Raw genomic sequence first — 13423 nt, 5'->3', positions numbered from 1 at the left:
ATGGCATTCAAGCCCGATGGACTCTCGAGGGTGAGGCGCAAGCAGTGGCAGCCAGCAAGGACAGCTTCGGGGCCCGGTCGACGCTCAGCGTCGACGGCACCGACTACGACATCTACCGGCTCGACGCGGTCGAGGGCGCAGGCAAGCTCCCCTTCTCGCTGAAGGTCCTGCTCGAGAACCTGCTGCGCACCGAGGACGGCGCCGACATCACGGCCGACCACATCCGGGCGCTGGCGAACTGGGACCCGTCGGCCGAGCCCGACCAGGAGATCCAGTTCACGCCGGCCCGCGTGGTCATGCAGGACTTCACCGGCGTCCCCTGCATCGTCGACCTCGCCACGATGCGCGAGGCGATGGCCGACCTCGGCGGCGACCCGAACCGGATCAACCCGCTGGCCCCGGCCGAGCTGGTCATCGACCACTCCGTGATCGCCGACGTCTTCGGCACCCCGGAGAGCTTCGAGCGCAACGTCGAGATCGAGTACGAGCGCAACGGCGAGCGCTACCAGTTCCTGCGCTGGGGCCAGGGCGCGTTCGACGACTTCAAGGTCGTCCCCCCGGGCACCGGCATCGTCCACCAGGTCAACATCGAGCACCTGGCCCGCGTGGTCTTCCCGCGCCAGGAGGGCGACCGCGTCGTCGCCTACCCCGACACCTGCGTCGGCACCGACTCGCACACCACGATGGTCAACGGCCTGGGCGTCCTGGGCTGGGGCGTCGGCGGCATCGAGGCCGAGGCCGCGATGCTCGGCCAGCCGGTCTCGATGCTCATCCCGCGCGTCGTGGGCTTCAAGCTCACCGGCGAGCTCCCCGACGGCTCCACCGCCACCGACCTGGTCCTCACGATCACCGAGATGCTGCGCCAGCACGGCGTCGTCGGGAAGTTCGTCGAGTTCTACGGCGAGGGCGTCTCCGCGGTGCCGCTGGCCAACCGCGCCACGATCGGCAACATGAGCCCGGAGTTCGGCTCCACCGCGGCGATGTTCCCCATCGACGAGGAGACCACCGCCTACCTGCGGCTCACCGGCCGTTCCGAGGAGCAGGTCGCGCTCGTCGAGGCCTACGCCAAGGAGCAGGGCCTCTGGCACGACCCGTCGCGCGAGATCGCCTTCTCCGAGTACCTCGAGCTCGACCTCTCCACGGTCGTCCCGTCCATCGCCGGCCCGAAGCGGCCGCAGGACCGGGTCGCCATCACCGACGCCAAGCACGCCTTCCGCGCGGCGCTCGCCGACTACGTCTCGGCCGACGAGACCGGCGGCGACGACCGCAAGCCTGGTGTCCCGCAGAACACCCAGCCCTTCGGCGTCGAGTCCCGCGTCGACGAGGCGTCGTCGGAGTCCTTCCCGGCCTCCGACCCGGCGACCCCGGCTCCGGGCAGCGAGGGCGGCAACGGCACCGCCGGCCAGCCGCACCACTACGAGGACGACCCGGTCTCCGGCCGCCCCTCGAAGCGGACCCGCGTCGTCATGGAGGACGGCACCGAGACGTTCGTCGACCACGGCTCCGTCGTGATCGCGGCGATCACCTCGTGCACCAACACGTCCAACCCGTCGGTGATGATCGGCGCCGCGCTGCTGGCGAAGAACGCCGTCGAGCGGGGCCTGACCACCAAGCCGTGGGTGAAGACGACGCTGGCCCCCGGGTCGAAGGTCGTCACCGACTACTACGAGAAGGCGCAGCTCACCCCGTACCTGGAGAAGCTCGGCTTCTACCTCGTCGGCTACGGCTGCACCACCTGCATCGGCAACTCGGGCCCGCTGCCGGAGCCGGTCAGCAAGGCGGTCAACGAGGCCGACCTCGCCGTCGTCTCGGTGCTGTCGGGCAACCGCAACTTCGAGGGCCGGATCAACCCCGACGTCAAGATGAACTACCTGGCCTCCCCGCCGCTGGTCATCGCCTACGCGCTGGCCGGCTCGATGGACGTCGACCTCAACAACGACCCGCTGGGCCAGGACGCCGACGGCAACGACGTCTTCCTGCACGACATCTGGCCCTCGCCGCACGAGGTGCAGCGGGTCATCGACGAGGCCGTCTCGGCGGAGATGTTCAGCAACGACTACGCCGACGTCTTCGCCGGCACCGAGCAGTGGCAGGCGCTGCCCACGCCCACCGGCGACACCTTCGAGTGGGACGCGCAGAGCACCTACGTCCGCAAGCCCCCGTACTTCGAGGGCATGCAGGACCAGCCGGCCCCGGTCCAGGACATCACCGGCGCCCGCACCCTGGCGGTGCTCGGCGACTCGGTGACCACCGACCACATCTCCCCCGCCGGCTCGATCAAGGCCGACAGCCCCGCCGGCAAGTACCTGTCCGAGCACGGCGTGCAGCGCCGCGACTTCAACTCCTACGGCTCCCGGCGCGGGAACCACGAGGTGATGATCCGCGGCACCTTCGCCAACATCCGGCTGCGCAACCAGCTGGTGCCCGGCACCGAGGGTGGCGTCACCAAGAACCACCTGACCGGCGAGACGACGACGATCTACGACGCCTCGCAGGCCTACCAGGAGCAGGGCATCCCCCTGGTCGTGCTGGCCGGCAAGGAGTACGGCTCGGGCTCGTCGCGCGACTGGGCCGCGAAGGGGACGGCGCTGCTCGGCGTCAAGGCGGTCATCGCCGAGAGCTACGAGCGGATCCACCGCTCCAACCTCATCGGCATGGGCGTGCTGCCGCTGCAGTTCCCCGAGGGCCAGGACCGGGAGTCGCTCGGCCTGACCGGTGACGAGGAGTTCACGATCACCGGGATCACCGCCCTGAACGACGGCGAGACCCCGCGCACCGTGAAGGTCAAGGCCGGGGACGTCGAGTTTGACGCCCGCGTCCGCATCGACACCCCCGGCGAGGCGAACTACTACCGCAACGGCGGGATCATGCAGTACGTCCTCCGCTCGCTGCGGCAGGGCTGATCCCCCGATGGACCTGGGCCTGGGCGGTCGCGGGTACCTGCTCACCGGCGCGAGCCGGGGGCTGGGCCTGGCGACCGCCCGGGCCCTCGTCGCCGACGGGGCGCGCGTCCTCGTCAGCTCCCGCTCCGCCTCCTCCGTGGACGCCGCCGTCGCCGCGTTGGGCGACGGCGCGTCCGGGGCGGTAGCCGACCTCGCCGACCCCGGTGCCGCCGAGCACCTGGTGACGACGGCGCGCGAGCGGCTCGGCACGGTCGACGGCCTGCTGGTCAGCGTCGGAGGCCCCGCGCCGGGCAGCGTGCTGGAGACGCCGGAGGACGCCTGGCGCGCCGCCGTCGACAGCGTGCTGCTCGGCCCGCTGCGGCTGGTGCGGGCGCTGGTGCCGCACCTGTCCGCCGGCGCCGTCATCGGCTTCGTGCTCTCCACGTCGGTGCGCCAGCCGATCGGGTCCCTCGCGATCTCCAACGGCCTGCGCCCCGGCCTGGCCATGACGGCGAAGGCGCTGTCCGACGAGCTGGGCCCGCGCGGGATCCGGGTGCTCGGGCTGATGCCGGGCACCATCGCCACCGACCGGATCACCGAGATCGAGGCCGCCTCCGGGGACCCGGCCGCCGCGCGGGCCCGCACCGAGCGGAGCATCCCGCTGCGCCGCGTCGGCCAGCCCGAGGAGTTCGGCCGGGTGGCCGCCTTCCTGCTCTCCCCCGCCGCGAGTTACGTCACGGGCACGATGGTCGCCGTCGACGGCGGCGTCCTCCGCACCCCGTGACCGCCGTCCCGGACGCTCCGGCCGACGGCCCCGTCCTCGTCGCGTGCGCGCACGGCACCCGCAACCCCGCGGGGCGCCGGCTGGTGGCCGAGCTGGCGCTCGCCGCGCGCCGGCTGCGTCCCGGCCTGGTCACGACGGCGGCCTTCGTCGACGTGCAGCCGCCGACCGTCGTCGACGTGGTCGCCGGACTCGCCGCGGAGGAACGGCCGGCCGTCGTCGTCCCGCTGCTGCTGTCCGGCGGCTACCACGTGCACGTCGACATCGCGGGCGCGGTGGCCGCGCACGAGTCCGCCGTCGCCGCCCGCCCGCTGGGCCCCGACCCGCGGCTGGCCGAGGTGCTCGCCGACCGGCTGGCCGAGGCCGGCGCCGACCCGCGCGACCCGCTCACCGCCGTCGTGCTGGCCGCGGCCGGGTCGAGCGACCCGCGCTCGGTCGCCGACGTCGGCGACACCGCCGACCTGCTGCAGCGCTCCTGGGCGGGCCCGGTGACCACCGGCTACGGCTCGGCCGCGCAGCCCCCGGTCGCCGACGCGGTGGCCGCCGCGCGGCGGGCCGGCGCCGAACGGGTCGTCGTCGCCTCCTACCTGCTGGCGCCCGGGCACTTCCACGGCAAGCTCGCCGAGGCCGGAGCCGACCTGGTCACCGCTCCCCTGCTGCCCGACGCGCGCATCGCCGCGGTCCTGCTCGACCGCTACGACGCCGCCCTGGGCTGAGGAGCCCCCGTGGACCGGACCGCCGCCATCGCCGCCCTGCTGCGGAGCCGCGGCGCCGACGACGTCCCACACCCCGGCGGCACGCTGAGCGCCCACCTCGAGCGGGTGCAGCGGCGGCTGCTCGCGCTCGGCGCCGGTGAGGACGTCGCGCTGGCCGGCCGCGCGCACGCCGTCTACGGCACCGACGGGTTCGACGTCGTCCTGGTCGACCGCGCGGACCGGCGCCTGGTGGTCGAGGCCGTCGGCGAGCGGGCCGAGGCGCTGGTGTACCGCTACGGCGGCTGCGATCGCCGCCGGACGTGGGACTCCCTCGCCGCCACGCGGACGGCGCACGACCGCTGGACCGGCACGGCGGAGGTGCTGGGCGACGACGACCTCCGCGCGTTCGCCGACCTCAGCCTGGTCAACGAGCTCGACGTCGCCGAGCACGACCCGAGCGTCCTGGACCGGTACGGCGGCCTCCTCCGCCGGCTCGCCGAGAGCTGGCGGCCGGTGCTCGGTCCGGCGGTGTACGCAGAGGCCCGGCGCGTCCTCGGCTGACGCCACCGGGCCGCCTCCCGGGGTGGGAGGCGGCCCGGGACGCGGGGACCGGGGGCTCGCTAGCCGACGGCCCCGGCGACGGCGAGCGCCTCGGCGGCCTCCCGCCGCGACACCCGCACGAGGGTCGCGCTCACGACGGCGGCCGCGGCGAGGAAGCCGGCCGCGACGACGAAGCCGATCCCCCAGCCCTCGACGACCGCGGAGACGTACCCCGGCGTCGCGGGCGGCCCCGCGGGAGCGACGGCCTCGGTGCGCGCCACGCTGACCGCGGTCAGGATGGCCAGTCCGAGGGCCCCGCCGACCTGCTGGCCGGCGTTGAGCAGCGCGCTGGCCACGCCCGCGTCCTCCTGCGGGACACCGGCCACCGCCGCGCTGGTGAGCGCCACGAACGTCAGGCCCATGCCGAGGGCGACCGTCACCAGCGAGGGCAGCACGATCGTGAGGTAGGACGCGGTGGGGTCCAGCCGCAGGCCCAGGACGAGCATGCCGGCCGCGGCCAGCGCCGGGCCGCCGACGAGCAGCGGCCGGGGACCGACCCGCCCGAGCAGCTGCGAGGCGATGCCGGCGCCGACGACGATCGCGACGGTCATCGGGAGGAAGGCGAACCCCGCGCGCAGCGGTGACCAGCCGTTGACCTGCTGCATCCACAGCACGAGGAAGAAGAAGACCGCGAAGATGCCGGCGCCCACGAACAGCGCGCCGAGGTCGGCGCCCAGCACGGAGCGCGACCGGAAGAGCCGGAAGTCGACGAGCGGGTCGGCCGACCGGCGCTGTACGACGACGAAGGCACCCAGCAGCGCGACCGCCAGGGCGAGCATCCCGATCGTCTGCCCGGACGACCAGCCGAAGTCGTTGCCCTTCACCAGCGCGTAGACCAGGGCGACGAGCCCGCCGGTGACCAGGAGGGCACCGGGGACGTCGAAGCCGCGGGCGCGGGCGTCGCGGCTCTCCGGGACCACCCGCAGCGCCCCGACGACGGCCAGGACGGCGACGGGGACGTTGACGAAGAGCACCCAGCGCCAGCTGGCGTACTCGGTGAGGACCCCGCCCAGGATGAGGCCGATCGCGGCCCCGCCGGCGGAGATGGCGGCCCAGATGCCGAGCGCCCGGTTGCGCTCCCGGCCCTCCGCGAAGACGACGGTGAGCAGCGACAGGGCCGAGGGGGCCATGAGTGCGCCCGCGAGGCCCTGCAGCAGCCGCGCGCCGACGAGCAGGCCGAGGTCGCCGGCCAGACCGCCGAGCAGGGAGGCGACGGCGAACAGGGCCGTGCCGATGACGAAGACCCGGCGGCGGCCGAGCCGGTCGGCCAGCTTCCCGCCGAGCAGCAGGAAGCCGCCGAAGGTGAGGGTGTAGCCGGTGACGATCCAGGACAGGTCGGCCTGGCTCGCGACGCCCAGGGCGACCGCGATGTCGGGGAGCGCGACGTTCACGATCGACACGTCGAGCACGACCATGAGCTGGCTGATGGCGAGGACGGCGAGGGCGAGGCCCTTGCGGACCTCCCGCCCGTCGGGATGGCTGAGGGGACCTGGCCCGGGAGGCGAGGCGGTGGCGGTCACGAGGACTCCTGACGATGACTCAACGCTCGTGGAGCGACGACTCAACGACCGTAGAGCGACTGCCGGAGATGGTCAACGCCTGTAGAGTGAATCCGTGACCTCAGCCGGTGCCGAGTCCGTGTCGCGCGAGGAACGCCGCCGCCGGACGGAGTCGGTGATCCTCCAGCAGGCCCGCTGCCTGTTCGCCGAGGAGGGCTTCGAGCGGACGACGATCCGTGCCGTCGCCGGCCTGGCGGGGGTCGACCCCGCCCTGGTGATGCAGTACTTCGGCAACAAGGAGGGCCTCTTCGCCGCGGCGATGGAGGGCGCCCACACCGGGGGGACGGCCCGCACGGCGCCGCGCGCGGAGATCCCGGCCGCCGTCCTGCGGGACCTGCTGGCGAAGTTCGAGTCCACGCCGGACCGCGAGGCCGCCGTCACGCTCCTGCGCAACTTCCTCACCCACCACGAGGCGAAGCGCATCATGCGGGACGAGGTGATGTGCGCGGTCATCGGCGACCTGTCGCGCACGATCGGCGGGCCCGACGCCGAGCTCAAGGCGGCCCTGCTGATGTCGTGCATCGCCGGCATGGCGCTCGGCCGCTACGCCCTGGAGCTGCCCGGGCTCGGCGAGGCCGCGCCCGAGGACATCGAGCGGCTCATGCGCCCGGCGCTGGAGGCCCTCCTCGGCGAACCCGAGTAGCCGGCCCCCACCCGGCGACGCTCTCAGCCGGGATCGGGCCCCGTCGCCGCGGGGCGGTCCGGGTCGGCCGACCACTGCGACCACGAGCCCGGCCACAGCGCCGCCTCGATCCCGGCCTCCGCGAGCGCGGCCACCTCGTGGGCGGCGGTGACGCCCGAGCCGCAGTAGACGCCGACCCGGGTCCCCGGCCGCACCCCGAGCGCGGCGAACCGGCCGGCGAGGTCGGCGCGGAAGGTCCCGTCGGGCGCCAGGTTCGCCGCGGTCGGCGCGCTCACCGCGCCGGGCACGTGCCCGGCCCGCGGGTCCACCGGCTCCACCTCGCCGCGGTAGCGCTCGGGGGCGCGGGCGTCGAGCAGCACGCCGCCGGAGGCGGGCAGCGCGGCCGCCTCGTCGGCGGTCAGCGTGGGCATGCCGCCGCCGGTCAGCACCACGTCGCCGGGCTCCGGGACGACGTCGCCGGTCTCCAGCTCTCCGCCCGCGGCTCCCCACGCATCGAGACCGCCGTCGAGCAGCCGCACGTCGGCCAGCCCGCCCCAGCGCAGCAGCCACCAGGCCCGCGCCGCGGCGAGCCCGCCGGTGGCGTCGTAGGCGACGACGGCGCTGCCGGAGCGGATGCCCCACCGCCGGGCCGCGGCCTGCAGGTCGGCGACCGCGGGCAGCGGGTGCCGGCCCTGCGCGGCGGAGGCCGGCGCGGCCAGCTCGGTGTCGAGGTCGGCGAACACCGCGCCCGGCAGGTGGCCGGCCCGGTACCGCTCACGGCCGTGCGGGTCGCCGAGCGCCCAGCGGACGTCGAGCAGCACCGGGCGCGGGCCGGCCAGCAGGTCGGCGGCCCGCACGAGCACGCTCACCGCGGGGCGGCCAGCAGCCCGCGCAGCTCGGCGGTGAGGGCGTCGCGGGCGTCGCGGCGGCCCAGCCAGGCGGCCGGCGTCGCCTGGAACAGCGTCGTCTTCCAGCGCCCGCCGCCCTCGTCGACGGCGACCAGCGTGTGGATGCTGTGCAGCCCCGGGTCGATGTCGTCCTCGCCGGGCGGGATCATCCCGGCGTGGGCCTGCAGCACCGCGACGCCGCCGGCCACCGCGCGCACCGACCGGACCAGCGCCACGTACCGCGCGGTCGGGTGGCTGCCGAACACGCGCCGCAGGTCCGACGCGATCGACAGCCGGCCGCCCACCGTGGTGCCGTCGTAGCCGACCATGTCGCCGTCGTCGGCGAACACCGCGGCGACCGCCGCCCCGCTGCGCTGGTTCCAGCCCTCGATGAACGCGGCGTACAGCGCGCGGATCTGGGCGTCGTGCGGGTGGGCGGACGTCACGGAACTCCTCCTGGTGCAGCTGGGGCAGGAGGAACGCTAGTTGCTACGCGACGGGGACCGTTCGACGCTCGCCGTCGGCGAACTGCGTCCGGTAGAGGTCGGCGTAGCGCCGCCCGAGCGCCAGCAACTCCTCGTGAGTGCCCGACTCCACGACGCGACCGTCGTCGACCACGAGGATCTGGTCGGCGCTGCGGATCGTGGACAGCCGGTGGGCGATGACCAGCGACGTCCGGCCGGCCAGCGCGGTGTCGAGCGCGTGCTGCACCGCCACCTCCGACTCGCTGTCCAGGTGGGCGGTCGCCTCGTCGAGGATGACGATCCCCGGCGCCTTGAGCAGGACCCGGGCGATCGCCAGCCGCTGCTTCTCCCCGCCCGAGAGCCGGTAGCCGCGGTCGCCGACGACGGTGTCCAGGCCGTCGGGCAGCGAGGCGACCAGCGCGGCGATCCGGGCGCCGGTCAGCGCCGACCACAGCTGCTCCTCGGTGGCGTCGGGCCGCGCGTAGAGCAGGTTGGCGCGGATGGTGTCGTGGAACAGGTGCGCGTCCTGGCTGACGACGCCGATCGCGTCGCGCAGCGAGGCGAGCGTGGCCTGCCGGACGTCGACCCCGCCGACCCGCACGGCACCGCTGGTGACGTCGTAGAGCCGCGGCACCAGGTTGACGACCGTCGACTTCCCGGCTCCGGAGTGCCCGACCAGCGCGACCATCTGCCCGGGCTCGACGCGGAAGGACACGTCGTGCAGCACCGCCGTCGGCCCGCCGTGCTCGGGCAGCGACACGTCCTCCAGCGACGCGAGCGACACGTCGGCGGCGGCCGGGTAGCTGAACGAGACGCCGTCGAACTCGACCGACCGGTCCTCGGCGGGCACCGGGACGGCGTCGGGCGCCTCGGCGATCATCGGCGGCAGGTCGAGCACCTCGAAGACGCGGTCGAAGCTGACCATCGCGCTCATCACGTCGACCCGGACGTTGGACAGCGCGGTCAGCGGCCCGTACAGCCGCGACAGCAACAGGGCCAGCGCGACGACGTCGCCCGGCGACAGCGACCCGTCGAAGGCAAGCCACCCGCCGAGGCCGTAGACGAGCGCGGTGGCCAGCGCCGCGACGAGGGTGAGCGCGGTGAAGAAGGTGCGGCCGTACATGGCCGACAGGACGCCGATGTCGCGCACCCGGGCGGCGCGGCCGCGGAAGCTCTCGGCCTCGGCGTCGGGCCGGCCGAACAGCTTGACCAGAAGGGCGCCCGCGACGTTGAACCGCTCGGTCATCGTCGCGTTCATCGACGCGTTGAGCCCGTAGGACTCCCTGGTGATCTCCTGCAGCCGCCGGCCGATGCGGCGGGCGGGCAGCACGAACAGCGGCACCATGACCAGCGACAGCAGGGTGATCTGCCACGACAGCGTCAACATGACGCCGGCGGTGAGCACCAGGCCGATCACGTTGGACACGACGCCGGACAGGGTCGAGGTGAACGCCTGCTGCGCCCCGACGACGTCGTTGTTCAGGCGGCTGACCAGCGCGCCGGTCTGCGTGCGGGTGAAGAACGCGACCGGCATGCGCTGCACGTGCTCGAAGACGCGGGCGCGCAGGTCGTAGATGACGCCCTCGCCGATCCGCGCGGAGTACCAGCGGGTGGCCACCGAGATGAACGCGTCGACGACGGCGAGACCGGCGATGAACAGCGCGATCCGCACGACGCCGCCCGCGGTGCCGTCGAGCCGGGCGATGCGGTTGACGATGTCGCCGGCCAGCAGCGGGGTGACCACGCCGATGACCGAGGACACCACCACCAGCAGGAGGAACCCGGTGAGCTCCCGCCGGTAGGGCCGGGCGATGCCGAGGATGCGGCGGACGGTGCCCTTGGGCAGCTCGCGCGAGGTGACCGACGGGTCGCGGCGGAACGACCGCATCGCCGCCATGGAGGTCATGGGACTGCTCATGCGGTGACCTCCTCTGCCGGGGACGGGGGACCGGCGGCAGCGTCAACAGCCACCGGTCCCCCGCTGTTCCGGTCGCTCAGCCGCCGGCGAGCTCGGTGAGCCGGCGCACCTGGGCCGCCCGCTCGGCGGCGTCCTGGGTGTCCGGGTCGTTGCGGACCGCCGCGCGCACCAGCGCCGCGGTTTCCCGGACGGCGCCCGCCGGCGGGGCGGTGACCGCCGCGGCCAGGGTGGCCACCGCGCCGTCGAGCTCCGCCGCGGGGACGACGACGTTCGCCAGCCCCCACGACAGCGCCTCCGCCGCCGGTACCGGCCGCCCGGTCACGCACACCTCCAGCGCCCGCGCGTAGCCGACGAGCTCGGCCAGCGCGCTGGTGCCGGTCAGGTCGGGCACGAGCCCCAGCGTCGCCTCGGGCAGCCGGATCGAGGCGTCGTCGGTGAGCACCCGCAGGTCGCAGGCCAGCGCCAGCTGCGCGCCCGCCCCGATCGCGTGGCCCGGCACCGCCGCGATCGACACGATCCCGAGTGACCGCAACCAGCGGAAGCCGGCCTGGTACCCCCGGATGCGCTCCTGCGCCCCGTCGGCGCCCAGCCCGCTCAGCTGGCCGAGCCCACCGGGCGTCGACGGGTCGGTGCTGAACAGGCTGCGGTCGAGCCCGGCGGAGAAGGAGCGGCCCTCGCCCCGCACGACGACGACGCGGACGTCGTCGTCGAGGGAGTCGCCGACCGCCCGGAGCGCCGCCCACGTGGCCGGCGTCTGGGCGTTGAGCTGGTCGGGCCGGTCGAGCGTGACGGTGAGGACGGCGCCGTCCCGGCGGGTGCGGACCCAGCCGTCGGCGTCGGCCGCCGTCACGCGGTCTTCTTGCTGTTCCGGTTGGCGCCGCCACGGCTCCGCAGGGTGGCACCGGACTCCGACAGGAGCCGGTGCACGAACCCGTAGGACCGGTTGGTCGAGGTGGCCAGGGAGCGGATGCTCTCCCCGCCGTCGTAGCGCTTCTTCAGCTCGTCCGCGAGGGACGTGCGGTCGCCCCCGGTGATCCGCTTGCCCTTGCCCAGGTCCGCCGTGCTCGAGTCGGCCATGACTCCCCTCCGTCGCCGCCGTCGCGCCGGCCGGAGCCGGCGTGCCCGGTGCTGGTCCGCGTGGTGCCGCCGTCCCCGTGACGCCGGCCTCCCGGACTGATGATCACCCAGCCCCGGCGACCCGGCCACGCGAATGACAACTTCTACGGCGAGCCGCCCCCGCGCAGGACGGCGGACCGGTCGCGGGGCCGGAGGCTCCCGACCGGGACGCCGTGGCAGGGCTCCACGCACCAGGGGGACGGCACGTGGCCGCGGTGTCGGCCGGTAGGCCGACGAGGTGCTACGCCAGTTCCACCAGGTCGGCGAGGTCCTCGCTCCAGGCGTCCTCGGTGCCGTCGGGCAGCAGGATCACCTTGTCCGGGTCGAGCGCGCGGACGGCGCCCTCGTCGTGGGTGACCAGCACGATCGCGCCGGTGTAGGTGCGCAGCGCCTCGAGGACCTGCTCGCGGCTGGCCGGGTCGAGGTTGTTGGTCGGCTCGTCGAGCAGCAGCACGTTGGCGCCGGAGACGACGAGCGTCGCCATGGCCAGCCGGGTGCGCTCACCGCCGGACAGGGTGCCCGTCCGCTGGTCGACGGTGTCGCCGGAGAAGAGGAAGGCGCCGAGGATCCGCCGCAGCTCGGTGTCGGTGCTGTCGGGCGCGGCCGAGCGCATGTTCTCCAGCAGCGACCGGTCCATGTCGAGGGTCTCGTGCTCCTGCGCGTAGTAGCCGACGCGCAGGCCGTGCCCGGGCCGGACCTCGCCGGTGTCGGGCATCTCGGTGCCGGCCAGCATCCGCAGCAGCGTCGTCTTCCCCGCCCCGTTGAGGCCGAGGACGACGACCCGCGTGCCCCGGTCGACGGCGAGGTCGACGTCGGTGAACACCTCGAGCGAGCCGTAGGACTTGGACAGGCCCTGGGCGGTGAGCGGCGTCTTCCCGCACGGCGACGGCGTCGGGAACCGCAGCTTGGCCACCCGGTCCTGCTGGCGCACCGCCTCCAGGCCGGAGGCCAGCCGGGCGGCCCGCTTGTCCATGCTCTGCGCGGCCTTGGCCTTGGTGGCCTTGGCGCGCATCTTGTCCGCCTGCGCGCTCAGCGCGTCGATCTTGCGCTCGGTGTTGGCGCGCTCCTGCTTGCGACGGCGCTCGTCGGTCTCGCGCTGGGCGAGGTAGGCCTTCCAGCCCAGGTTGTAGACATCGACCGTGGCCCGGTTGGCGTCGAGGTGCCACACCTTGTTGACGACGGCGTCCAGCAGCTCGACGTCGTGGCTGATGACGATCAGGCCGCCCTTGTGCGACGCGAGGAACGTCTTGAGCCAGGCGATCGAGTCGGCGTCGAGGTGGTTGGTCGGCTCGTCGAGCAGCAGCGTCTCGGCGTCGGAGAACAGGATGCGGGCGAGCTCGACGCGGCGCCGCTGACCGCCGGACAGGGTGCGCAGCGGCTGGCCCATGACCCGGTCGGGCAGGCCGAGCGCGGTGCAGATGCGGGCGGCGTCGCTCTCCGCGGCGTACCCGCCGAGCGCGGCGAACTGGTCCTCGAGCCGGCCGTAGCGGCGCACCGCGCGGTCGCGCTCGGCGTCGTCGGCGGGCTCGGCCATGGCCACCTGGGCCTTGACCAGCTGCGCCTTGAGGCTGTCGAGGCCGCGGCCGGAGAGCACCCGGTCGGTGGCGGTGATGTCGAGGTCGCCGCTGCGCGGGTCCTGCGGCAGGTAGCCGATCTCGCCGGTGACGTCCACCTTGCCCGCGTGCGGCAGCCGCTCCCCGGAGAGCGTGGTGAGCGTGGTGGTCTTGCCGGCGCCGTTGCGCCCGACCAGGCCGATGCGGTCACCGGCCTGCACCCGCAGGCTGATGTCGCTCAGCAGGATGCGGGCGCCGGCGCGCAGCTCCAGGCCGGTCGTCGTGATCACTGATCCCAGGGTAGGCGCTCCGCGGACGGATCCCGAGCGGATTGCCGGGTGACGTC

Annotated in this window: 12 protein-coding genes; 5 read left to right on the top strand and 7 right to left on the bottom strand. The window is 74.4% G+C overall.

Annotated features, from left to right (window positions below; all coding sequences use genetic code 11):
* The first annotated feature begins 44 nt into the window (after positions 1–44).
* The 4 genes from ACI78R_RS13570 to ACI78R_RS13555 are packed head-to-tail and all read left to right on the top strand — an operon-like array spanning position 45 to position 4919.
* Positions 45–2903: an aconitate hydratase gene (locus ACI78R_RS13570; RefSeq protein WP_217651212.1), complete on the top strand. Its 2859-nt coding sequence runs from the start codon at positions 45–47 to the stop codon at positions 2901–2903.
* Between the two features lie 7 nt (positions 2904–2910).
* On the top strand, positions 2911–3666 hold the full coding sequence (locus ACI78R_RS13565; protein ID WP_073420250.1) for an SDR family oxidoreductase: 756 nt from the start codon (positions 2911–2913) through the stop codon (positions 3664–3666).
* Positions 3663–4379 (top strand): sirohydrochlorin chelatase, encoded by a 717-nt coding sequence (locus ACI78R_RS13560; RefSeq protein WP_457041096.1) that lies wholly within the window; start codon positions 3663–3665, stop codon positions 4377–4379. The genes ACI78R_RS13565 and ACI78R_RS13560 overlap by 4 nt, the downstream gene beginning before the upstream one ends.
* A gap of 9 nt (positions 4380–4388) precedes the next feature.
* On the top strand, positions 4389–4919 hold the full coding sequence (locus ACI78R_RS13555; RefSeq protein WP_457041095.1) for a DUF6817 domain-containing protein: 531 nt from the start codon (positions 4389–4391) through the stop codon (positions 4917–4919).
* A gap of 59 nt (positions 4920–4978) precedes the next feature.
* Here ACI78R_RS13555 and ACI78R_RS13550 read toward each other — a convergent pair whose 3' ends face one another.
* Positions 4979–6478, bottom strand: a complete 1500-nt coding sequence (locus ACI78R_RS13550) for a DHA2 family efflux MFS transporter permease subunit (protein WP_457041094.1) — start codon at positions 6476–6478, stop codon at positions 4979–4981.
* A gap of 94 nt (positions 6479–6572) precedes the next feature.
* Between ACI78R_RS13550 and ACI78R_RS13545 the strand changes: the two genes are divergently transcribed.
* Positions 6573–7160 (top strand): TetR/AcrR family transcriptional regulator, encoded by a 588-nt coding sequence (locus ACI78R_RS13545; RefSeq protein ID WP_457041093.1) that lies wholly within the window; start codon positions 6573–6575, stop codon positions 7158–7160.
* Positions 7161–7183: 23 nt separating this feature from the next.
* Here ACI78R_RS13545 and ACI78R_RS13540 read toward each other — a convergent pair whose 3' ends face one another.
* From ACI78R_RS13540 to ACI78R_RS13515, 6 genes are all read right to left on the bottom strand, one after another.
* Entirely contained in the window at positions 7184–8008 is an 825-nt protein-coding gene (locus ACI78R_RS13540; RefSeq protein WP_457041092.1) for a sulfurtransferase, read from the bottom strand.
* On the bottom strand, positions 8005–8472 hold the full coding sequence (locus ACI78R_RS13535) for an SgcJ/EcaC family oxidoreductase (protein WP_073420255.1): 468 nt from the start codon (positions 8470–8472) through the stop codon (positions 8005–8007). The genes ACI78R_RS13540 and ACI78R_RS13535 overlap by 4 nt, the downstream gene beginning before the upstream one ends.
* Positions 8473–8515: 43 nt before the next feature.
* Positions 8516–10408 (bottom strand): ABC transporter ATP-binding protein, encoded by a 1893-nt coding sequence (locus ACI78R_RS13530; RefSeq protein ID WP_457041091.1) that lies wholly within the window; start codon positions 10406–10408, stop codon positions 8516–8518.
* 76 nt (positions 10409–10484) lie between these two features.
* Complete coding sequence (locus ACI78R_RS13525) at positions 10485–11258, bottom strand: enoyl-CoA hydratase/isomerase family protein (RefSeq protein ID WP_457041090.1); 774 nt, start codon at positions 11256–11258, stop codon at positions 10485–10487.
* The gene (locus ACI78R_RS13520; protein WP_073420258.1) at positions 11255–11485 is read right to left on the bottom strand and encodes a helix-turn-helix domain-containing protein; all 231 of its coding nucleotides are present in this window, start codon (positions 11483–11485) and stop codon (positions 11255–11257) included. Before ACI78R_RS13520 ends, ACI78R_RS13525 begins: the two co-directional genes overlap by 4 nt.
* Before the next feature lie 280 nt (positions 11486–11765).
* Positions 11766–13367, bottom strand: coding sequence for an ABC-F family ATP-binding cassette domain-containing protein (locus ACI78R_RS13515; RefSeq protein WP_457041089.1), 1602 nt, complete (start codon positions 13365–13367; stop codon positions 11766–11768).
* Between the last annotated feature and the right edge of the window lie 56 nt (positions 13368–13423).

This window comes from Geodermatophilus sp. SYSU D01106 (assembly GCF_054049995.1).
This window is presented reverse-complemented; position numbering and strand designations above follow the sequence as displayed.